Source organism: Haloarcula salinisoli (assembly GCF_019599405.1).
Lineage (GTDB): Archaea > Halobacteriota > Halobacteria > Halobacteriales > Haloarculaceae > Haloarcula > Haloarcula salinisoli.
In genome coordinates, this window is record NZ_RKLQ01000002.1 from 397,703 (window position 1) to 417,603 (window position 19,901).

Sequence of the window (19,901 nt, forward strand, 5' to 3'; positions counted from 1 at the left end):
GGAAAATTATGCGGAGCGGGTCTCTTTGGCCTTCGGGCGGAGGTTCCCGTAGCCGCACTTCCGGCACTGCTGGGCGCGCTGTGGGTTGCGGGCGTTACATCGCATGCAGATCTGCTTGTTCAGAATCCGGTCTGACGCTTTCTCGAAGCTGGCCATGCGTGTCGGTTCCCTGTCTGGGCGTTTAAGCTTTGAGTTTTCCCACCGGCGCGGTTTTCAGGCTGGCACACCTCTCTCGGGGTATGTACGACCACGTCGCGGACCTCCCACTCACGGTCGAGGACTGTGCCTTCGAACTCCAGGAGCGAGCCACCTCCAGCGGCTTCGACCGGGCGACGACCACCATCGTGTTGTCGGGTGACGGCGAGACTGGCCGGGGCGAGGACGTGACCTACACGAACGACGCCCACCACGCGCTGGTCGACCACGAGGTGGACCTCGCGGGCGAGTACACCGTCGACACCTTCTCCGACGCGCTCGACGAGGCCGACCTGTGGCCCGACCCACCGGACGAGGAGCGCTTTCGCCACTACCGCCGGTGGGGGTTCGAGAGCGCGGCGCTGGACCTGGCGCTGAAACAGGGCGAGACGTCGCTGGGGGCGGCGCTGGGTCGGGCCTACGACCCCGTCGCCTTCGTCGTCTCGACGCGGCTGTCGAACCCACAGGACGACGAGCCGCCGACGACCGACCGTCTGGACGACCTCCTGCGGATTCACGACGACCTCGCGTTCAAGCTGGACCCGACGCCCGACTGGGACGACGACCTGCTGGAAACGCTTGCCGACTACGACGTTCGGGTGCTGGACCTGAAGGGCCTCTACGAGGGGACCGAGGTCGACGTCGAGGCCGACCCCGAGTTCTATCGCCGGGTCGCCGACGCCGTGCCCGACGCCTTCCTCGAGGACCCGAAGCTGACCGAGGAGACCCGACCGGTCTTCGAGGGCCGCGAGGAGCGGGTCACCTGGGACGCCCTCATCACCGGCGTCGAGAGCATCGAGGCCCTGCCCTTCGAGCCGAGCGTCCTCAACATGAAACCCTCCCGCTGTGGCAGCGTCGAGTCCGTGCTCGACACCATCGCCTACTGCGAGCGTGAGGGCATCCAGCTGTACGGCGGCGGCCAGTTCGAACTCGGGGTCGGCCGGGACCACATCCAGGCGCTGGCGTCGCTGTGCTATCCAGACGCCCCAAACGACGTCGCGCCGGGCGGGTACAACGACCCCGAGGCGGGTGCGGGGTTGCCGTCCAGTCCGCTGGCACCGCCGGCCGAGCCACGGGGCATCGGTGTCGGCTTCGCCGACCCTGAGAAATGAAGCTGAAATTACATTAGTGGCGACGTGGTAGCCTCCGATATGTACTGTCCAGCCTGTGGGACCAAAATCGAGGACGAGCTCGAAGCCCACGCCCGACACGCCTGTCCGTACTGTGACGCAGGGCTGCTCGAACCGACGGCCGGTCGCGCCAGCCGCCTATAGTAGTCACTCCTCGACGAGATAGTCGTCCTGCACGTCGACGACCTCGCTCGAATCGGCACAGTCGGCGTACCGTTCGAGGGGCTCCTCGTTGAGTTCGAGGAAGGTGTGGCCCCAGGAGAACTTCGAGAGGATTCGTTCTGCGTGGTCACGCTCGCCCAGGATACAGAGCGCGCCGGCGAAGGCCTCCACCGTGTTGAGCTGGAACGGGGTGCCGTAGTTGACCGGATTCCCGGCGACGAGGAAGGGGAGCGACCGGTGGACGCCCTGGAGGTCAAAGGCCTCGCGCTCGGCGGTCTCCCAGGAACAGTCCAGCGCGACCAGGCGGTCGTGGCGCGCGCCGTCACCCGCCGTCGGCGCGTCGGCGGGCGAGAGTGCCTGGTCGGCGAAGGGGTTGCAGACGATGCCCGGCGGTGTCGAGCGGGTCGCTCGGTGGAGCTCGGCCAGGTCGAACCGGGCGAGCTTCCGGGCGCTGCATTTGTCGGGGTCGTCGTCGCCCTCGTAGCGAACGTGTAACTCCACAGCGGCCGTACCGGGCCAGCGGGCAAAAGCGTCTCGCTGTGGGGTGGGTGAGTTTTTTACACCGGCGTGGACAGTGATACGTATGCCAACACGGCGCTCGCTGCTCGGGCTCGTCGCCGCTGGACTGGCCGGCTGTCAGTCGCCGTCGGACGCGCGGCTCTCGACGGCGGCGTTTCCCGCCCTGGAGGGAGACCGACCGACCTTCCGGCGGTGGCTGCCGGCCGTCCCGGCAGTCGAGGAAGGGAGTCTCACCGCCGTCAACGTCGCGCGCCTGACGGAACTGCGGTCGACGCTCCCCGCGTCCGACTTCGAGTCCATCGCCGGCCTCGCCGCGACGGACTACTTCGGTCGCTCCGTCGACGAGCTGGAAGGGGCGCTCTGGCTGCCAAGCAGCACTGGGTCACTCTCCCTCTCGCTCGTCTACCCCGGCAGCTACGACGTGGCCGCGGTCGAGGACGCCCTGACCGCGGGCGGATACGAACGCTACGACGGCGACGGCTCGGCGCGGTTCTACCGTCGGCCCGGCACCGCCCGGGTCGCTGCGGCCTCGCCCGAAGCGGTCGTCATGGGGGTGTTGAACACGACCGGGAGCGAGCCCGAGCGGGGCTTCGTCGCGTTCAGCCAGCAGGTGTTCGCGGCCGGTGCGGGGCTGGCAGCCAGGGCACACGACCGGTCGGCGGCCTTCGAGCAGTACACCGACTCGGTGGGGTGGCCGGTCGTCGCGACCGGACTCTCGCCGGCCTGGACGGCGTTCCCCGACTGGGGAGCACCCGAGTCCCTCGAGGGGGAACAGGTCGCTCGTGGGTCGTTCGTCCGGGAAGAGATTCGGCACGACCGGTTCTGGCTCACCGCCGCCGACCCGTCGGCGGTCGTCGAGGACATCCGGACGATTGCCGAGAGCGGGGCCATAGACGCGTTCAACGGTCTGTTGACGGAGACGACGCCGGCCATCAGGACCCACGAGAACGCCGTCGACCTCGCGTTCACGCGCCGCCGCGACGACGGCCCGACCGGGACGTACCCGCCGATGGCAACGCTCGATGCCACTCTGGAGGGCGAGACGGTGACGGTCACCCACCTGGCCGGCGAGCCAGTCGCCGTCGAGCGCCTCTCGGTCCCAGTACGCGACGGCCGCCGCCGGTTCGGCAGCGGCCGGCTGACACCCGGGGACACCGTCAGCGTCACGCTGTCCGGCGAGCCCCCGGATTCACTGGATGTATTCGTGGAGACGTCCACCGGGGACGTCACTCGGGTGCTGTCGGTCGCGTCCGAGGCCGACGAGCCTGCGACATAGCTATCGATTTTGCAGCCACCATTAAGTACTGACAGGTCATTTACCGGCGTGTGCTTTCCGAGGGGGCCGACGCTCCGGGGTTCGAACTACCGGCGCTAGTCGACGGTGAGAAGCGCCGCGTGGCGCTCGCCGAGTATCTCGGCGACGACGTCGTCATCCTCGCGTTTTACCCCGGCGACTTCAATCCCGCCTGCGACGAGGAGTCCTGTGACCTGGACGAACTCGACCTCTTTACGATGCAGAAGGACGTGACCATCCTCGGTATCAGCCCCGATTCGGTGTACAGCCACGGGGCGTTCGCCGAGCAGTACGACCTCAAGATTCCGCTGCTTTCCGACACGGATGGCGAGGTCGCCGAGCGCTACGACATCGGCCTCGTCGACGACATCGGCCAGCGGCTCGTCGAGCGGGCCGTCGCCGTCGTCGACCACGACGGGACCATCACCTACAGCTGGAGCACCGACGACATGACCGAGCTGCCCCGCGTGGAGGAGATAAAGGACGCGCTGGCCGAGACGGGCGGTGACGACACCGCCTTCGCCCGCTACCGTGTCGGGCACGCCCACTACACGGAGGGACGCCGGTCGTTCACCTCCGCGATGGAGAGCTTCCAGAACACGGAGTGGGTGATGGCCCAGCACGACTTCCAGCAGGCCCGCGAGGAGTTCGAGGAGGCCGCCGACCGGTTCGACACCGCCGTCCGCTTTGTCGACGACGACGCGCTGGTCCCCATCTACGAGGGGGCAAACGAGAAGGCCACCGCGCTGTGGCAGGCCGCCGACTGGCTGACCCGGTCGGCAAGCGCGTACTCCAGCGGGAGCGGCACCGAGGGCCAGGAGCTGCGCGACGACGCCGAGATTCCGCTGTCGACGGTCCGGGAGTACCGGGAACCCCCCGACCCGGACGGCGAGTGGCCCCCCGAGATGGAGAACCTGGAGAAAGCCGAGAGCGACGACCACAGCATCCTGCCGACGGAGCCCGACGTCGAAGACGCCGCCCTGGACCTCGACATCGACGACGCGGACGACGAGCCGACCGACGCGGCCCCGGACACAGACACCGACGAGTCCGCCGACCCCGCGGAGCAGGTGGCGGCCACCGCGGACGGGCCCGACCCGGAGCCGGCGGCCGACGACGATATCGACGACGACGAACTGGCCGAGATTCAGGCCGAACTCGCCGCCAACAACCCCGAGTCAGAACCCTCGGTCGAGGAGCTGACCGAGGAATCGACGTCCATCGTCGACACGCCGCCGATGGGTGCGTCGGACGGCGAGACCGAAGCGGTGGAGGCCGCCGACAGCGAGACCGAGACGGCGGAGGCCGCCGCCAGCGCGACCGAGGACTCACCGTCCACCATCGACCCGCCGGCGACAAACGAGTCGGATGGAGACACAGCGTCGGCCGACGAGAGCGAGGAGCCGGTCGACGCGATGGCCGAGCCAGCAGACAGCGACCCGGCCGGCGAGCGCGACGTGGACGCGCCGGCCCAGGGCCACGAGGCCGAGACGGCCGACGGGGCGGCCGGCGACGTTGCCGTCGCAGTCGAGGGACTGCCGACCGGTGAGTCGAGCGAGGGACCGGCGGTGACGGCCGACGAGCAGACTGACGCGACGGCCCCCGATTCGGCGGCGATGGCGACCGACGGCAGTGACGGCGAAGCTGCGGGGGAGAGCGACGAGACGGACGCCAGTGAGAGTGACGGAACAGACGCCAGTGAGAGCGACGGAACAGACGACGGTGAGAGTGACGAAGCGGACGCCAGTGAGAGCGATGGAACAGACGACGGCGGACCGGACCTCCAGCTCGAACTGGCCGAACCGGACCCCGACCCCATCGACGGCGACGGCCCGCCGATACCCCCGGCCGACGAGCCAGACGGGGAGTCCGGTTCGGATGAGTGAGCCACCGACGGCGCCGGTCGAGCAGGCGCGGGCGTACTACCGGGCGATAGACGACGGCGACTACGACCTGCTGGGGGCCTTGCTCACCGAGGCGTTCGTCCACGACCGCCCCGACCGGACCATCGAGGGCCGCGAGCGGTTCGTCCAGTTCATGCGCGAGGAGCGACCCCAGACCGACACGACCCATCCCGTCGACACCGTGTTCACGGACGACAGCAGCGTCGCAGTGCGTGGGCGCCTGCTCGACGCCGACGGCGAGCCTATCGTGGGCTTTGTCGACGTCTTCACGTTCGCTGCCGGGCGTATCGACCGCATCCAGACCTACACCCACTGAGCGGGACAAGACATATACCGGGTCGTCCGCGACAGTAGGTACTGCATATCATGTGTATCGCCACCATACCACGACCGGCTGGCGGCTCGCGACCGACCCGACGAGCGGGTAGGAACCGAGTAGCTATGTCCCACAGACCGGAGTGATGTGTCCATGGTGAACGGGTTTGCGTCGCGACAGGAGTCCACGGCTGAGACGTTTTCCGGGCGATACCAGCCCCGCTCAGGGGCGAAAGCACTCGTGACCAGCGACCGCGCGGTACTGCTGGTCAGAGAGCGCCACAGCGACGGCACGCCGTTCTGGACGCTCCCCGGCGGCGGCGTCTCCGCCCACGAGACTCCAACGGAGGGGTTGCGCCGGGAGCTGGTCGAGGAGCTCGGCTGTCGGGCGCGTATCGACGAACCCGTTTCGACGTTCTGGTACGCCCACGACAGCCTGGCGGCGTCGGTGTCGGTGTACACGGTCTTCGACTGTGACCTGCTCTCCGAGCCGGCGCCCAACCCCGCCGAGGGGGTCTTCGAGGCCCAGTGGGCCGAGCCCGACGCGCTCCCACCGGCGACGCTCCCGCAGGTCCGCTATCTGTGTGCGAACGCGGTCGCGAGCGACTAGTCGCGCTCGCCGGCGCCGACGGCACTCTCGCCGATGGGTGCCGACCCCTCGATGACTTCCTGGCCGCCCATGTAGGGCTGCAGTGCTTCGGGAACGGTGACGGTGCCGTCCTCGTTCTGGTAGTACTCCAGGATGGCGACCATCACGCGGGGCACCGCGAGCCCGGAGCCGTTGAGCGTATGGAGGTAGTCGGCCGACTCGTGGCGCTCCGGTCGGTAGCGCAGGCCGGCCCGTCGGGCCTGGAACTCCTCGAAGTTCGACACCGAGGAGACCTCCAGCCAGCGACCGCCCACGTCGGGGCCACCCTCCATGTCGTCGCCCGGTGCCCACACCTCGATGTCGTACTTCTTGGCCTGAGTGAAGCCCATGTCGCCGGTACACATATCCAGCACCCGGTAGGGCAGTCCGAGTTCGTCCAGCACCGCAGCCGCTTCGTCGAGCAGTCCCTCCAGGCGGTCGTAGCTATCCTCGGGCCGGACGAAGTTGACGAGTTCGACCTTGTGGAACTGGTGGACGCGGACGTAGCCACGGGTCTCGGTGCCGTGTTCGCCGGCCTCCCGGCGGAAGTTCGGCGAGAACGCCTGGTGTTTGACGGGGAGGTCGTCGTCCAGCAGAATCTCGTCGCGGTACATGTTGGTGACCGGGACCTCCGCCGTCGGCAGGAGCCAGAGGTCGTCCTCGTCGATGTCGTCGTCCTGACGAGACCCGACACGGTAGGCGTCCTCGTCGAACTTGGGGAGCTGTCCCGTCCCCTCCATCGACGCGGAGTTGACGGGAATCGGCGGCAGCACGTCGGAGTAGCCCTGCTCGCGGTGGACGTCGAGCATGAACTGTACCAGGGCGTGTTCCAGCCGGGCGCCCTCGCCCTTGACGAACTGGAAGCCGCCGCCGCTGACTTTCGCCCCGCGCTCGAAGTCCAGGATGTCGAGTTCCTCACCGAGGTCGTAGTGGGGAGTCACGTCGTCGGGCAGCTCGCGCAGGTCGTCGAATCCCTCGCGGTAGCGTTCGACGTTGTCGCTCTCGTCCTCGCCGGTGGGTACCGACTCGTGGGGGACGTTGGGAATCTCCAGCAGCGCGTCTTCGAGCTGGGACTCCAGTTCGTCGGCCCGTTCCTCGACGTTCTGGAGTTCTTCTTTGAGCTCGCTGGAGCGGGAAATGGCTTCCTGGGCGGCCTCCTCCTCGCCCTCCTGCTTGAGTTTACCAATCTTCGAGGAAACCTCGTTGCGTTCCTGGCGCAGCCCGTCGCCTTTCGCCTTCAGTTCGCGCCACTCCTCGTCGATGGCCAGAATCTCGTCGAGGTCAACGCCCGTGACGCCCTTGCGCTCGATGGCGTCCCGGACCGTCTCGGGGTTCTCCCGGACGAACTGTCTCGATAACATGGTCGGCGGTTCTCGGGGCCGGAAATTAGGCGTGTCGGTCGCGCGTGGCCGACGGCGACCGGGGACAGACCCCAACTCGCATACGTGTGGTCACGAACGAAGTAGTCGAGGCAGTATCTCATGGGAATTCTCGATTCGTTCGGTGCCTTAGTCAGTAGTATCATCGCGTCAATCGTCCTGCTGGTGTTTGCCATCGTTAGCTTCTTCATCACGGTGTTTATCGTCCAGGTCGGTGCCGGGCTGGCCGGCTACTCCCCGAGTGGTGATTACATCGTCCTGTCGGCGGCTATCCTCGCGACGGGCGCCATCGTCGCCGGGGCGACGCCGATGTCGAGTCTGGCCGGCGTCGAGGAGTAACGACGCCCCCAGCACAACCGTTTTCCACGCCGGCAGTCACGCTCTAGTATGGCAATCGGTGACGTGTACGACGCCGAGAACTGCGAGGATGTCCACTACGTCGACACGGGGATGTACGACGTGCCCGAATACGGCTCTGTCTACGTCGTCGACGCCGAGCGGCCGGCGCTCGTCGATACGGGCATCGGTGCTCGCTACGAGAATATCCTCGACACGATGGCCGAGGTCGGCGTCGCCCCCGAGGAGCTCGAAGTCATCGCCATCACGCACGTCCACCTCGACCACGCCGGCGGCGTGGGCTACCTCCTCCCCGAGTGTCCCAACGCGACCGTCTACGTCCACGAGATCGGCGCGTCCCACCTGGCGGACCCGACACGGCTCTGGGAGGGGACCAAGCAGGCCGTCGGTGACCAGGTGCAGTACTACGCCGAGCCAAAGCCGGTCCCCGAGGACCGCATCGTCGAACTCACCGACGGCGACGCTATCGACCTGGGGGACCACTCACTCGAAGCCCACCACGCGCCGGGCCACGCGCCACATCAGGTCGTCTTCCACGACCCGGCCATCGACGGCGTGTTCGTGGCCGACGCTGCCGGACTCTTTACCCCTTCGACCGACGAGGTCAACGTGACCAGTCCGCCGGTGAACTTCGACCTCGACCAGGCGCTCTCGGATATAGAGACGATTCGGGACCTCGACCCCGAGACGCTGCTGTACGCCCACTTCGGGACCGAGCAAACTGGCGACCGCCTCGACGAGTACGCCCAGAAGCTGGAGGCGTGGGTCACCGCTGTCCGCGAGAAACGGGCCGAACTGGGCGACGACGATGCCGTCGTTTCCCACTTCGTCGAGACGGTCGAGACGCCCGCGGTCTGGGGCGAGCACAAGGCCCGCGAGGAGGTCGCGCTGAACGTGCGGGGCGTGCTCGTCATGCTTGACCGCACCGACTGAACGAGCCGTCGTGCCGCTGGGCCGTATGACGGGTTTTATACGCCGGAGTACCGTTGCCAGCAGTGTAGATGGCCGCTACCCAGCTACTGTTGCTCGTCGCGGGTATCATCGCTATCGGCGTCATCGCGCAGTTGCTCTCGAGTCGGCTCCAGGTCCCCAGTATCATCTTCTACATCGCTGCCGGGCTCGCGCTGGGCGAACCCGGGCTGGAGATTCTCACGGCAGAGACCTTCGGGAGCGGCCTCCAGACCATCGTCGGTATCGCCGTTGCCATCATCGTCTTCGAGGGGGCCTTCCACCTCAAAATCGAGCGAATCAAGGAGGCGCCTCAGGCCGCAGTTCGCCTGGTGACTATCGGCGCGCTCATCGCGCTTGCGGGGACCGCTGCCGCCGTCAAGTACGCCTTCGGCGTCCCGTGGAACCTCGCACTGACCATCGGCGCGTTGCTGGTCGCGACCGGCCCGACCGTCGTCACCCCGATTCTCGACGTCGTGCCGGTCAGGGACCGGGTGGCCGCCGCACTGGAGACCGAGGGCATCGTCAACGACGTCACCGCGGCCATCCTCGCTATCGTCTTCTTCAAGACTGTCAATCCCGAGGCCGTGACGGAGGGGTTCCTGAACGCCTTCTTCAGACGGCTCGGGACCGGGCTGCTCGTGGGGGTAATCGTCGCTGCCCTCCTCTACTATCTCATCCGCTACGTCGACCTCTCGCCCGACAGTGCGCCCCGAAACGCGCGACTGCTGGTGCTTGCCGGTGCGCTGGTGGCCTACGCCGTCGCGAACTGGCAGGCCACCGAGGCCGGCGTCGCCGCTGTCGCCGTGGCCGGGTTCCTGCTTGGGAACGCCGATATCCCCTACGAGGCCGATATCGAGGACTTCAAGGGCGATATAACGTTGCTCGTGCTGTCCTTCGTCTTCATCGCGCTAGCAGCGCTGCTAGAGATAGACGTGCTCCTGGATCTGGGGCTTCCGGGACTGGCCGTCGTGGCCGTCGTCGCGCTGGTGCTGCGACCGATTCTCGTGTTCATCTCGACGATGGGCGGCCGGTTTACGCGGGAGGAGCGCGTGTTCATGAGCTTCGTCGGCCCGCGGGGTATCATCCCGGCTTCGGTCGCGACGCTCTTTGCGGTCGAGCTCCGAATCGCCGCCGATGAGCTTGGCAACCCCGTGCTGGCCGAGCAAGCGAGCATCCTGCTTGGCGTGGTCTTTCTCACTATCTTGCTGACGGCGGTCTTCGAGGGCGGTCTCGCCCGATACATCGCGGAAAAACTGGACGTGATACCAATGCGAGTCATCATCGTCGGCGGCGGACAGGTGGGCCGCGCGCTCGCCACGCGCCTCGAAGACCGGGGCGAGAACGTCGTCATCATCGAGCAGGACGAACAGATAGTCGAACAGGCCCGAAACGCCGGGTTCAGCGTCAAGGCGGGCAACGGCACTGACACGGACGTGCTCCGGTCGGCCGGGGCCGAGAACGCAAAGACCGTCGTGGCCGCGACCGGCGACGACGACGCGAACCTGCTGGTCGCCCAGCTGGCGAGCTCGAAGTTCGACGTGGACAAGATAATCGCCCGGGCGAACAACCCCGACAACGTCGAGGCGTTCGAGGACCTCGGGGTCCGGACCATCTCCTCGGCGATGGCGACGGCGTGGGCTATCGACAATCAGATCGAACGCCCCGCCATCGCCCACTGGATGACCGACGTGGGCCGGACCGGCGACGTCCAGGAGGTCGAAGTCAAGAACCCTGACGTCTTCGGCAAACCTGTCAAGGAAGTCGGGCCGATGCTGCCCGAGGCCTGTCTCATCGCCCTGGTCAGCGGCGGCGACCACAAGGAGGCCGAGGTCCCCACCGCCGACTACGTCCTGCAGGAGGGTGATATGGTCACGCTGCTTGGCCGCAAGGAGTCGGTACGCGACGGGATGCAGCTGGTCACCAAGCAATAGCGCCCAGTCGTTTCCTTCTCGCTCGACACCGCCCGCGAGTCGGTGGTGTCGTGACCACAGCGTTATCCGATTGGCCAGCTTACATTTTCTGATGCCAGACGACAAACGAGGCCGAGAGAAGCAAGCCCGCGACGCCGACCGACGACAGCGGGCGCGGGACGTGCTCGCACAGCTAGAGCGTGGCGAGGAGACGGAACCACCGGTCTCGGACACCGGTCTCGAATCGTTCGAATCGGAGCTCGACGCGGTCGAGTTCCCGGCCACGGGGGCCGAAATCGTCGCGGCAGTCGGCGACGTGGAACTCCCCGCCGAGGAGGGACCGGCGACTGTCGACGCGCTCGTCCCGGAGACTGACACGGAGACCTACGAGTCCCCGGACGACGTTCGGCTGCGGGTCCAGCGACCGACCATCGCCGCCGCGATGAAACGAATCGTGGAAGCCAACGCCGAGGCGACACAGGACCCACTCGGCGCTTCGCAGTGGGAGGCCTACGAGAAGACCCTCAGGGCGCTCAAATCCATCGACGCCGACGACGAGGACGAGGGAATCACGGTCATCACCGACTGGATCGTCGAACAGACCCACGAGAACGACAAGCCCCCGGGTTCGCGGTCGGTTCGTCGGGAGGCGGCCGAGTTCTGCCGGGAAAGCGGCTACGAGGTCCGAAGCGACGAGTGGCTCGGAATCTGAACTGCGCCGGTCGCCTCGGTCCCGGTCACACTGTTCACTCGCGATGGAACTCGATGGCCACACCGCTGCCACCTTTTTCTTCGTCGGGTATCCTCGCGAGCCTACGGCTCGCTGTGGGGAGAGCGTGGCGGCGTTGCCGCCACGTCGTTCGGTTGCGGGCTACAGCCCGCAACCGGCTCTCTGCTCACGGGCGCAGAGCACCCGTTCGCATGGTCAGCGGGACCTCCGGTCCCGCACGACTCGAAAAACGTGGGCGAAAAAGCGGACTCTCGCTCCGTTCGAGTCCGTACCTGTCCCCCTCAGCCCCGGTGGAACTCGATAGCAGCACCCTGTCCGAAGCCGACGCATTCGGTCGCCAGTCCCAGCTCGGCGTCGCGGCGGTTCATCTCGTGGACGAGCGTCACCGGCAGCCGCGCGCCCGAGGCCCCGAGCGGGTGGCCGATGGCGATGGCGCCGCCATTGACGTTGAACGTGTCGTCGGCAAAGCCCAGTTCCCGCTGGCAGTAGACGGTTTGGGCGGCGAAGGCCTCGTTGAGCTCCACGAGGTCGTAGTCGTCGGTGGCCCGGCCGGTCCGCTCGGTGAGCTGGCGGACCGCCGGCACCGGGCCGATACCCATCACCGTCGGGTCGACGCCGACGACCTCGTGGGCGCCGATTTCGGCGAGCACGTCCAGGCCGTTCGCGTCGGCGAACTCGCGGCTCGTGACCACGAGTCCGGCCGCGCCGTCGGAGACCTGCGAGGCGTTGCCGGGCGTGACCGTCCCGTCGGATTTGAACACCGTCGGGAGTCCGCCGAGCGTCTCAAGCGAGGTGTCCCGCCGGATGCCCTCGTCCTCGGTGACGGCCCCGTCGTCCGTTTCGATTGGCACCAGTTCGTCGTCGAAGCGACCCGAATCCGTCGCGTCGGCGGCCCGCTCGTGGCTCCGGAGTGCGTACTCGTCCTGGCGCTCCCTGCTGACCTCCTCTTCCTCGGCCACTTTCTCGGCGGTCATCCCCATCTGGAGTTCGCCGATGTTGTAGTGCTCCGCGAGGCGGGGGTGGACGTTGTGGGTGTTCTCGCCCATCGGGACCCGCGACATCGACTCGACGCCGCCGGCGATGAGTACCTCGCGCTGGCCCGCCGCGATAGCGTCGGCGGCCCGCATCAGCGCCTCCGCCGACGAGGCACACCAGCGGTTGATGGTCGAACCGGGGACGCCCTCGCCCAGGTCCGACAGCAGCGAGATGACGCGGGCCACGTTGTTGCCCTGCTCGCCCCGCTGCTGGGCACAGCCCCACAGCAGGTCCTCGACCGCGTCGGGGTCGATACCCGTCCGAGAGAGCAGTTCGTTCACGAGCGGAATCGAGAGGTCCTCGCTGCGGACACCCGCGAGGGCCCCGTCCTCCTTGCCTTGCGGGGTGCGGACGGCGCTGACGATAACCGGTGTTGGCATGGCCGCCCCAACGACCGCAGTCGTGTTAAACCCTCACAAACTCACAGCCACGGACGAGGGGTTTTCACACCGACTCGTCGACATCGAACCCTGGTGGGAGCCCGGTGTGTTTGTAGCCGGTCCACTCGTCGACGCTGAACCGGTAGACGCTCACCTCCTCGGTCTCCATGGCGGCCTCGATGACGTCCGGGCGCCAGGCCGCTTCCAGTACCGGCACGATATCGTCCCACTCGTCGTCAGGAATGGCCTCGACCCTGCCGGTCAGCAGAGCACTCTCCCAGCTGAAGGGGCTCTCGGCGGCGTAGGTCAGAAACACCGCGCGGTCGGTCGCCTCGATGAGCCCGCGCTTGCGGCTCTCGGGGCCCCCGACGAACGTGAAATACAGCGTCTCCGCGTCGTCGTAGCCAAAGGACATCGGGAGCAGGTACGGAATCTCGTCGGTCGGGAGGCCCAGCACCCCCATCTTCCGATTCGCCAGGAACGCCCTGATGGCGTCGTCGTCCATCTCCGTCAGCTGTATCTCCTCAACTGTCATACAAATATAACTTCGGCCGAGCGGCGAATAAGTGGTTCGGCGATTCCCGGGTTGGGGAGGGGGCCGAACGCGCCGCGATGGCAGCTCCGGCTTACTCGGACTGGTCGGCGGCGGGGCCGTGGCGCTTGACCCGCTCGATGCTGGCGACGGCACCGCTTCGTTTCCCGAACCCTTCGCCGCTGTCGGCGATTATCTGCCCGTTGCGGTGGCGGAGCCGCCAGCGCCACTCCTCGGCGCGGTCCTCGTATATCTCGAAGGCGGCGCTGCCGATGGCCAGCAGGTCCGCGTCGGCGGCGTACTGTTGGACTCGCTCGACCGCGTTCACGGCCTTGTTGCGCTCGGTGTACCCCTCACCGCTGTCGGCGATGATACCCTCGTCCGTTCGCAGTCGCCAGCGGAACTCCCCGCCCTTGTCCTCGTACACCTCGAACTCGTCGTCGGCGTCGGGGGCGACCGTTCGGACCTCGTTTGCGGCCCGCCGGGCCGCCGCGCGCGTGTCGTACCCCTCGCCGCTGTCGCCCAGAATCTCGCCGTTCCGGTGGAGGAGTCGCCAGCGGTACCGACCGGCCTTATCGGCGTAGACCTCGAAGGCGACCGGGTCGACCTGCAGGTAGGCCGCTCCGGGGACGTAGGCGCGCACGCTCTTCAGCGCCCGTCGGACGTTGGATTTGGAGGCGTACCCCTCGCCGCTGTCGGCCAGAACGTTCCCGTTGTCGTGGCGCAGCCGCCAGCGGAACTCCCCGCCCTTGTCCTCGAACAGCTCGAAGGTCCCCTGACTGTCCGGCGCGGGCACCTCGGGGACGTCCTCGACGGTGTCCTCCTCGGTGCCATCCGCAAGCAGGACGACGGCGCCGCCGGCGGCGTTGGTCTGGACGCTGCGCAGTCCCTGCATCGCCTTCTGGCGCGAGGCGTACCCCTGTGCGCTGTCGGCGATGACGTTGCCGTTGCGGTGGCGCAGGCGCCACCGGTGCTTGCCTGCCTTGTCCGCGTACAGCTCGAAGGTGGCCTTGCTCTCCATCGCGGCGGCGATAGCCGCCTGTGCGGCGTCGAGTTCGCCCTCGGTGGCGCCGAGCAGCTCCGAGAGGTTCTCACGGGCCGACTCACTGGTCGCCAGGTCCTCGGCCAGCTCCGACCGTTCGGCGGTGGCTCGCTCGGCCGTCTCACTGGCCTGCTCGGCGGCTGCGGTGGCCTCGGCGGCGGTCTTCTGGGCCTGTTCGTAGGCCTCCTGGCGCCCGGTCAAAAGCGGCGCGACGACTGCGCCGATTGCTGCGAGTGCCAGCCCGGCCATGTACAGCGTGACCGCGGGGTTCCCTTCGGGGCCGGTCCAGCCGGCCGGGTAGATGAGCGTGAACCACAGCGTCGCGGCCAAAGAGACCAGCGCCGCCGCGTACGAGACGAACAGCGCCTTGCGCGACAGCGGGAGCCGCATCGTCGGTCCGACAAAGAGCGCGATGACCCCGACCGCGGCGAAGACGTAGCCGAACTCGCGCAACGTCGACCGCGACCCGGCGCCGTAGAACAGCCCCAGCCCGAGCGCGCCCAGGACGATACCCGCCACGAACAGCCAGTAACCGTAGACCTCGTCGTCCGTCGTTGGTGTCCCGATACGACCCCGGTACCATCTGGTAAGAATCCCGTCAGATGCCATAGGCATATATACGCACATATAGCATATATAGTTTGGTAGCTGTCATGACCGACGTCGTACGGTTCCCGACGGCAGCGGTCGCCGGCCGATTTCCAGTTCGGACAGCTTCGAGTCACTTATGCCCGTCCCGAGGTAACCTGCGTGGGAATGAGCAATCCGGAACTGGACGTCGTGGAGTTCTTGCTGACGACGACTATCTACAGCGAGCGGCGCGACCTCGACCCCGACGACCTGCCGCCGGCCTACCGGACGGTGTTCTGGACCGACGGGGACATCGAACGCCCGCTGTCGGCGACGACCTCGACGGCGCGGGAGGCCACCGGGGTCGAGCGCCCGTGGAAGGCCGTCTCCGGGCTGATGTTCACCGACCGCGACGACTTCTCGGGCAGTATCTCCTTTACCGACCGGGACCTCGCCGAGGAGTGGTTCTTAGAACGGGCCGACGCCAGCACCATCGAGTCGAACCCGGTACTCGCGGCCGAGTACGGCGACGAGTACGACGTGGACTACGACGCCGCCCGCGAGGGCAATCGACCGGCGCGGGCCGACCGCGCCTTCATCGACGCGATGCTTGAAGAGGCCTTCGACAGCGAGGACGAGGACGACGAGGAGATGCTCGACCTCGTCGACGTCCGCGCCCCCGCGGAGGTCGAGACGACGCTCAACGACCTCGTTCTCACCCCCGACCAGGAAGGCGAAATTCAGAAGATAGTGAAGGCCATCGAGCACCGCGACTACCTCGCCCGCATCGGCCTGCGCGAGATCGGGAAGCTGCTGTTCGTCGGCCCGCCGGGCACCGGAAAGACGAGCGTCGCCCGCGCGCTGGCCCACGACCTCGACCTCCCCTTCGTCGAGGTGAAACTGTCGATGATTACGAGCCAGTATCTCGGCGAGACGGCCAAGAACGTCGAGAAGGTCTTCGAGGTGGCCAAACGGCTCTCGCCCTGTATCCTCTTCATGGACGAGTTCGACTTCGTCGCGAAGACCCGCTCGTCGGACGAGCACGCCGCTATCAAACGCGCCGTCAACACCCTGCTGAAGAGCATCGACGAGATATCCCTGATTCAAGACGAGGTCCTGCTCATCGGCGCGACGAACCACCCCGACCAGCTCGACGCCGCGGCGTGGCGCCGCTTCGACGAGATCGTCAATTTCCCCAAGCCCGACCGGGGGATGCGTTCGGACATCCTCCGCATCGTCACACGACAGATGGAGATTACCGACTTCGACCCGGACACGCTGGCCGACCTCACGGAGGGCCTGACCGGCAGCGACCTCCGGATGGTGCTGCGAGAGGCAGTCCTGGAGGCCCTGACCGAGGAGCGGACCACGCTCACCCAGGAGGACCTCGAGGACGCCATCAAGGACTTCGAGGAGCGTGACAACCTCAAGAACATGGACATGATAGACGGCGACCACGACGCCCTGGTCGCCGGCGGGGACTTCACCGACGACGGCGCCGATGCGGCCTCCGACGGCGGGCACGACCACGACCACGACGACTGATACGGACCGTTGTGGTATACACCGACTCGGGGTCGCCACAAGCCGCCGATACTCCTGTGACGTCGCTGCTTGTCCCAGTTCAGCTCTCAATTGCGACTGCCGTCCCGTCGGAGTCGCCCACGTAGACGATACCGCCGTCGACTCCGAGCGTGTTTATCCGTCCGGGCACGGTGTGGCGCCACTCGATGGCGCCGTCTGTCCGGTCGAGCGCCACGACGCCGTCGAAGCTCCCCACGTATGCGGTCTCGTCGGTCAGCACCACCTTGGTCGACGGGATGGCGTCGATGTCGCCCTCCCAGGTTATCTCTCCCGTCTCGGCGTCCACTGCGCCGATCTCTGACTGCCCCGTCGCCGTGTACAGCTGGCCGTCTGCCAGCGCGGGGTTGCCCCCTGCGTTCACGCTCCGCTCGACCTCCCAGACCGTCGATCCGTCGGCCTTTTCGAGGGCCCAGATTCCGTTTTTGTCGGTCGCGTACAGTGTCCGCTCGCCGACCGCAACCCCCTCGACGACACTGCCCCGGCCACCCGTCCATCGCGTCGCGCCAGTCCCCGTCTCCAGGGCGACGATTTCAGTGGTGCCGATGTACACCGTGTCACCGCTGACTACCGGCTGGGACAGCACCGCGCCGGCGGTGTCGGTCGCCCACCGCTGGTCCCCGTCGTCGGTGTCGTACGCCAGACAGCGCCCGCTGACCGAACTCTCGCCGTCGGTCTCGACGATGCCCAGCGTCCCGGCGTACAGCGTGCTGTCATCGAATGTCAGCCCGGTGATGTTAGACCCGAGACTATCCTGCCAGCGTTGTGCTCTGTCGTCGAGAGCGAACGCTTCGAGGCTTCCGCTACGCCGCCCGAGGTACACGGTCGAGTCGTCAACCGCGATGTCCGTGACCGCCCCTCTGTTGCCCTTCTCGTAGGTCCAGACCTGCTGCCCTTCGGCGGCGTCGAACCCGAAGACCGTCCCCGCCTCGGTTCCGTATACGACCGTCCCGTCGACAACGACAGGGGGTGTCCCGGTGCTGATACCGAGAGACTGGGCCCACAGCCGTCGGGACGATTCCGGCGGCTCAACCGGACCATCGGGTTCGTCGGTCTCGGCGGGCTCTGCCGATTCGTCCGGGTCCCGGTTCCGCGTGGTGGTCGACGTCGTCCCGTCGAAGGTACCACAGCCAGCGAGTGCGCTCGCACATGCTGTGAGCGACGTATGGAGGACCAACCGTCGGCTCCGCTTGAGCTGTGCCACCTCCTTCCCCGTCTCGTTTGTCATGTCTCTGTGCTCGTGTTCTTGCGGGGCTGGCGGCTGCGTCGACAGCGACACCAGCGGGCCCTACCTGTTCCGGTCGCAATCATCTTGCTTTCTGCTCAGGCTGCTAAAAAATAAACTCTGCCCTCGGCCCGTGGTCGGCACGGTTCTCGATACGGCCGAGACGGTTACGGGCTGTTCACGGCTCAGTCGCTCCGGACCAGCACCACGTCGTAGGAGCCGTCGGTGGCGATGCGGTTGCCGACACTGGACGCCGTCGTCGTGAGACGGCCGGCGTCGTCCGAGCCGACAAAGACCATGTCGGCGTCGTTGCGCTTGGCGACCTTCCGGACGGGCTTGGCGATGCGGTTGCCGGTGACGCTCCGGCTACACCGCTCGTACTCGAAGGTCGCATCGGGCGCGATATCGGTGACCTGGTCGCGCAGCGTCGTGACGATAGTCTTCATGTCGAACGGCTCGCCGGCCGGGAGCCAGCCCCGTTCCCGGGCGTAGGCGGCGTTGTGCTGCGGGATGACGCTGACGACGATGATGTCTTCGCCGAGCGCGTCGGCGAACTCGCGGGCGCGGTTCAGGGCTGTGACGGTGCGTTGTGCGCCGTCGAAGGGAACGACGAACGTCATGCCCGTTGGGTGGTGGCGCCTCGTATTTATATGGGCAGTTCGCACACGCCAGTCGGTACGCTGGCAGTTGACAGTGGGGAGCTATATCGTGAGCGAGCGTGGTAGCCGTGTATGACAGACGACGTAACTACCGAAACAGAGGACGACGTGTTCACGGAGCCCGACGACACCACCGACGAGTGGGTGGACGTACGGATGACCGACCCCGACGCCGGCGAGTGGGACATCGACGTGGTCGTCGCCGAGGGGCAGGTAGAGTTCGTCGACCTCCGTATCGAGCCGGCGCTGCTTTCGGGCTTTATCGACTGTCTCGTCGACGACCTGGGCGAGACACGCGCCCGCGAAATTCTCGCCGCCGTCGCCCGCAGGCAGGGGCTAGACCTCGCCGAGGACAGCGAGGCCTGAACCCTCGACGGAACGGGGAGAGCGAGGCGGTGAGCGTAGCGAATCGCCTCGAAAGCGAGCGGTGCAACCGCGAGCCCGAAGCGAGGCATGGAGTAACGCCGCGAAAACGCGGGACTTAGGACCCTCGCCGCGAGAGTGTCCGGCGATGGAGGTCACGCTGCTGGGCACCGGCGACACGACGGGCACACCGACCATCGGCTGTGACTGTGACACCTGTGAGCGGGCTCGCGACCCGGACGACCCACTGCGCGAGCGCATGGCCGAGCGGGGCGTCGACGCCCAGGGCGGCGTCGAGCGGTCGCGCTTTTCGGTGTACCTGGAGAACGACGCGACGGGCGAAACGCTGCTGGTCGACGTCAGTCCCGACTTCCGCCACCAGTTTCTGCGAGACGGGGTCCCGTTGCCCGACGCCGCCATCGTCACCCACGTCCACTTCGACCACCTCGACGGGCTGGGCAACGCTTACCGGCTGTTCGACGACCTGCCGGTGTACGCGGCCGACGAGACCGACCCCGTCACCGGCGAGAGTGTCGCCGAGGGTATCAGAAGCCGCTACGACTATCTCGACACTGTCTCCGTCCACCCGCGGACGCCGTACGAGCCCTTCGAGGTGGCCGGCTTCGAGGTTCGGCTCGTCCCCGTGGAACACCCGCCGATGCTGTGTTACGGGCTGCGCATCGAGGAGCCCGAGACCGGCGCCGTGCTCGCGATAACGGGGGACACCTGCTACGAGGTGCCCGACCGCTCCCGGGACCTGCTGTCGGGCGCCGACCTGGCGCTGGTCGAGGGGCTGGTCCACGCCGAGGCCTGTGAGTTCCACCCGAAGGGCGGCGCCCACCACGACGCCGACGGCGTCCCGCGGACCTTCGGGACGAAACATATGACTCTCTCCGGCGCCCGTGACTTTGCCGCCGACATCGACCCCGACGACTACCGGATCGTCCACACGGCCCACTACGTCCCGGCCGAGCGGGCCTTCGCCGACGATATCGCCGTCGACGGCGAGCGCTTCTCGCTGTGACGTATCAGACGGGCTG

At 67.2% G+C, this 19,901-nt stretch carries 21 protein-coding genes; 13 read left to right on the forward strand and 8 right to left on the reverse strand.

Features of this window, described 5'->3' with window-relative positions:
- Nucleotides 1-6 precede the first annotated feature (6 nt).
- Entirely contained in the window at nucleotides 7-156 is a 150-nt protein-coding gene (locus EGD98_RS11145) for a 50S ribosomal protein L40e (RefSeq protein WP_220588446.1), read from the reverse strand.
- A gap of 83 nt (nucleotides 157-239) precedes the next feature.
- Here EGD98_RS11145 and EGD98_RS11150 point away from each other — a divergent pair, with 83 nt between their 5' ends.
- Nucleotides 240-1,307, forward strand: coding sequence for an enolase-like domain-containing protein (locus EGD98_RS11150; protein WP_220588447.1), 1,068 nt, complete (start codon nucleotides 240-242; stop codon nucleotides 1,305-1,307).
- Nucleotides 1,308-1,346: 39 nt separating this feature from the next.
- Nucleotides 1,347-1,469 (forward strand): hypothetical protein, encoded by a 123-nt coding sequence (locus EGD98_RS21025; protein WP_268899162.1) that lies wholly within the window; start codon nucleotides 1,347-1,349, stop codon nucleotides 1,467-1,469.
- A 3-nt stretch (nucleotides 1,470-1,472) separates the two neighbouring features.
- Here EGD98_RS21025 and EGD98_RS11155 read toward each other — a convergent pair whose 3' ends face one another.
- Nucleotides 1,473-1,988 carry a DUF367 family protein gene (locus EGD98_RS11155; RefSeq protein WP_220588448.1) on the reverse strand — a complete coding sequence of 172 codons (516 nt, stop codon included), beginning with the start codon at nucleotides 1,986-1,988 and terminating at the stop codon, nucleotides 1,473-1,475.
- Nucleotides 1,989-2,070: 82 nt separating this feature from the next.
- Between EGD98_RS11155 and EGD98_RS11160 the strand changes: the two genes are divergently transcribed.
- From EGD98_RS11160 to EGD98_RS11175, 4 genes are all read left to right on the forward strand, one after another.
- Nucleotides 2,071-3,282 carry a hypothetical protein gene (locus EGD98_RS11160; protein WP_220588449.1) on the forward strand — a complete coding sequence of 404 codons (1,212 nt, stop codon included), beginning with the start codon at nucleotides 2,071-2,073 and terminating at the stop codon, nucleotides 3,280-3,282.
- 50 nt (nucleotides 3,283-3,332) lie between these two features.
- Nucleotides 3,333-5,186 (forward strand): redoxin domain-containing protein, encoded by a 1,854-nt coding sequence (locus EGD98_RS11165; protein ID WP_220588450.1) that lies wholly within the window; start codon nucleotides 3,333-3,335, stop codon nucleotides 5,184-5,186.
- Nucleotides 5,179-5,520: a nuclear transport factor 2 family protein gene (locus tag EGD98_RS11170; protein WP_220588451.1), complete on the forward strand. Its 342-nt coding sequence runs from the start codon at nucleotides 5,179-5,181 to the stop codon at nucleotides 5,518-5,520. The genes EGD98_RS11165 and EGD98_RS11170 overlap by 8 nt, the downstream gene beginning before the upstream one ends.
- Before the next feature lie 153 nt (nucleotides 5,521-5,673).
- Complete coding sequence (locus tag EGD98_RS11175; RefSeq protein WP_220588452.1) at nucleotides 5,674-6,129, forward strand: NUDIX hydrolase; 456 nt, start codon at nucleotides 5,674-5,676, stop codon at nucleotides 6,127-6,129.
- On the opposite strand, the gene serS is transcribed toward EGD98_RS11175, so the two are convergent.
- Entirely contained in the window at nucleotides 6,126-7,508 is a 1,383-nt protein-coding gene (gene serS, locus EGD98_RS11180) for a serine--tRNA ligase (RefSeq protein WP_220588453.1), read from the reverse strand. The two genes, EGD98_RS11175 and serS, sit on opposite strands and share 4 nt — an antisense overlap.
- A 120-nt stretch (nucleotides 7,509-7,628) precedes the next feature.
- Here serS and EGD98_RS11185 point away from each other — a divergent pair, with 120 nt between their 5' ends.
- The 4 genes from EGD98_RS11185 (at nucleotide 7,629) to EGD98_RS11200 (ending at nucleotide 11,456) form a co-directional block, all read left to right on the forward strand.
- Entirely contained in the window at nucleotides 7,629-7,865 is a 237-nt protein-coding gene (locus tag EGD98_RS11185) for a hypothetical protein (protein WP_220588454.1), read from the forward strand.
- Between the two features lie 48 nt (nucleotides 7,866-7,913).
- Nucleotides 7,914-8,816 carry an MBL fold metallo-hydrolase gene (locus EGD98_RS11190; RefSeq protein WP_220588455.1) on the forward strand — a complete coding sequence of 301 codons (903 nt, stop codon included), beginning with the start codon at nucleotides 7,914-7,916 and terminating at the stop codon, nucleotides 8,814-8,816.
- A gap of 68 nt (nucleotides 8,817-8,884) precedes the next feature.
- Nucleotides 8,885-10,765 (forward strand): cation:proton antiporter domain-containing protein, encoded by a 1,881-nt coding sequence (locus EGD98_RS11195; protein WP_220588456.1) that lies wholly within the window; start codon nucleotides 8,885-8,887, stop codon nucleotides 10,763-10,765.
- 91 nt (nucleotides 10,766-10,856) lie between these two features.
- Nucleotides 10,857-11,456: a DUF5789 family protein gene (locus EGD98_RS11200; RefSeq protein ID WP_220588457.1), complete on the forward strand. Its 600-nt coding sequence runs from the start codon at nucleotides 10,857-10,859 to the stop codon at nucleotides 11,454-11,456.
- Nucleotides 11,457-11,755: 299 nt separating this feature from the next.
- Here the strand turns inward: EGD98_RS11200 and EGD98_RS11205 are convergent, their stop codons facing one another.
- The 3 genes from EGD98_RS11205 to EGD98_RS11215 form a co-directional block, all read right to left on the reverse strand.
- On the reverse strand, nucleotides 11,756-12,889 hold the full coding sequence (locus EGD98_RS11205; RefSeq protein WP_220588458.1) for a thiolase family protein: 1,134 nt from the start codon (nucleotides 12,887-12,889) through the stop codon (nucleotides 11,756-11,758).
- A gap of 64 nt (nucleotides 12,890-12,953) precedes the next feature.
- Nucleotides 12,954-13,424: a pyridoxamine 5'-phosphate oxidase family protein gene (locus tag EGD98_RS11210; protein WP_220588459.1), complete on the reverse strand. Its 471-nt coding sequence runs from the start codon at nucleotides 13,422-13,424 to the stop codon at nucleotides 12,954-12,956.
- Nucleotides 13,425-13,515: 91 nt separating this feature from the next.
- Nucleotides 13,516-15,072, reverse strand: coding sequence for an HVO_2922 family protein (locus EGD98_RS11215; protein WP_220588460.1), 1,557 nt, complete (start codon nucleotides 15,070-15,072; stop codon nucleotides 13,516-13,518).
- 147 nt (nucleotides 15,073-15,219) lie between these two features.
- Here EGD98_RS11215 and EGD98_RS11220 point away from each other — a divergent pair, with 147 nt between their 5' ends.
- A complete protein-coding gene (locus EGD98_RS11220; protein WP_220588461.1) occupies nucleotides 15,220-16,578 on the forward strand; it encodes an ATP-binding protein in 1,359 nt (452 codons plus the stop codon).
- 79 nt (nucleotides 16,579-16,657) lie between these two features.
- Here EGD98_RS11220 and EGD98_RS11225 read toward each other — a convergent pair whose 3' ends face one another.
- Both EGD98_RS11225 and EGD98_RS11230 read right to left on the reverse strand, forming a co-directional pair.
- Entirely contained in the window at nucleotides 16,658-17,842 is a 1,185-nt protein-coding gene (locus tag EGD98_RS11225) for an outer membrane protein assembly factor BamB family protein (protein WP_220588462.1), read from the reverse strand.
- Between the two features lie 182 nt (nucleotides 17,843-18,024).
- The gene (locus EGD98_RS11230; protein WP_220588463.1) at nucleotides 18,025-18,459 is read right to left on the reverse strand and encodes a universal stress protein; all 435 of its coding nucleotides are present in this window, start codon (nucleotides 18,457-18,459) and stop codon (nucleotides 18,025-18,027) included.
- A gap of 111 nt (nucleotides 18,460-18,570) precedes the next feature.
- Here EGD98_RS11230 and EGD98_RS11235 point away from each other — a divergent pair, with 111 nt between their 5' ends.
- Both EGD98_RS11235 and EGD98_RS11240 read left to right on the forward strand, forming a co-directional pair.
- Nucleotides 18,571-18,864, forward strand: coding sequence for a hypothetical protein (locus EGD98_RS11235; protein WP_220588464.1), 294 nt, complete (start codon nucleotides 18,571-18,573; stop codon nucleotides 18,862-18,864).
- A gap of 145 nt (nucleotides 18,865-19,009) precedes the next feature.
- The gene (locus tag EGD98_RS11240) at nucleotides 19,010-19,885 is read left to right on the forward strand and encodes an MBL fold metallo-hydrolase (protein WP_220588465.1); all 876 of its coding nucleotides are present in this window, start codon (nucleotides 19,010-19,012) and stop codon (nucleotides 19,883-19,885) included.
- The last annotated feature ends 16 nt before the right edge of the window (nucleotides 19,886-19,901 follow it).

Bases quoted from the DNA above. Each gene is read 5' to 3' on its own strand.
- EGD98_RS11150 (WP_220588447.1), top strand. From the start codon at position 240: ATGTACGACCACGTCGCGGACCTCCCACTCACGGTCGAGGACTGTGCC.
- EGD98_RS11190 (WP_220588455.1), top strand. From the start codon at position 7,914: ATGGCAATCGGTGACGTGTACGACGCCGAGAACTGCGAGGATGTCCAC.
- EGD98_RS11185 (WP_220588454.1), top strand. From the start codon at position 7,629: ATGGGAATTCTCGATTCGTTCGGTGCCTTAGTCAGTAGTATCATCGCG.
- EGD98_RS11200 (WP_220588457.1), top strand. From the start codon at position 10,857: ATGCCAGACGACAAACGAGGCCGAGAGAAGCAAGCCCGCGACGCCGAC.
- EGD98_RS11220 (WP_220588461.1), top strand. From the start codon at position 15,220: ATGAGCAATCCGGAACTGGACGTCGTGGAGTTCTTGCTGACGACGACT.
- EGD98_RS11170 (WP_220588451.1), top strand. From the start codon at position 5,179: ATGAGTGAGCCACCGACGGCGCCGGTCGAGCAGGCGCGGGCGTACTAC.
- EGD98_RS11160 (WP_220588449.1), top strand. From the start codon at position 2,071: ATGCCAACACGGCGCTCGCTGCTCGGGCTCGTCGCCGCTGGACTGGCC.
- EGD98_RS11210 (WP_220588459.1), bottom strand. From the start codon at position 13,424: ATGACAGTTGAGGAGATACAGCTGACGGAGATGGACGACGACGCCATC.
- EGD98_RS11225 (WP_220588462.1), bottom strand. From the start codon at position 17,842: ATGACAAACGAGACGGGGAAGGAGGTGGCACAGCTCAAGCGGAGCCGA.
- EGD98_RS11240 (WP_220588465.1), top strand. From the start codon at position 19,010: ATGGAGGTCACGCTGCTGGGCACCGGCGACACGACGGGCACACCGACC.
- EGD98_RS11145 (WP_220588446.1), bottom strand. From the start codon at position 156: ATGGCCAGCTTCGAGAAAGCGTCAGACCGGATTCTGAACAAGCAGATC.
- EGD98_RS11175 (WP_220588452.1), top strand. From the start codon at position 5,674: ATGGTGAACGGGTTTGCGTCGCGACAGGAGTCCACGGCTGAGACGTTT.
- EGD98_RS11195 (WP_220588456.1), top strand. From the start codon at position 8,885: ATGGCCGCTACCCAGCTACTGTTGCTCGTCGCGGGTATCATCGCTATC.
- EGD98_RS21025 (WP_268899162.1), top strand. From the start codon at position 1,347: ATGTACTGTCCAGCCTGTGGGACCAAAATCGAGGACGAGCTCGAAGCC.
- EGD98_RS11235 (WP_220588464.1), top strand. From the start codon at position 18,571: ATGACAGACGACGTAACTACCGAAACAGAGGACGACGTGTTCACGGAG.
- EGD98_RS11230 (WP_220588463.1), bottom strand. From the start codon at position 18,459: ATGACGTTCGTCGTTCCCTTCGACGGCGCACAACGCACCGTCACAGCC.
- EGD98_RS11215 (WP_220588460.1), bottom strand. From the start codon at position 15,072: ATGGCATCTGACGGGATTCTTACCAGATGGTACCGGGGTCGTATCGGG.
- serS (WP_220588453.1), bottom strand. From the start codon at position 7,508: ATGTTATCGAGACAGTTCGTCCGGGAGAACCCCGAGACGGTCCGGGAC.
- EGD98_RS11205 (WP_220588458.1), bottom strand. From the start codon at position 12,889: ATGCCAACACCGGTTATCGTCAGCGCCGTCCGCACCCCGCAAGGCAAG.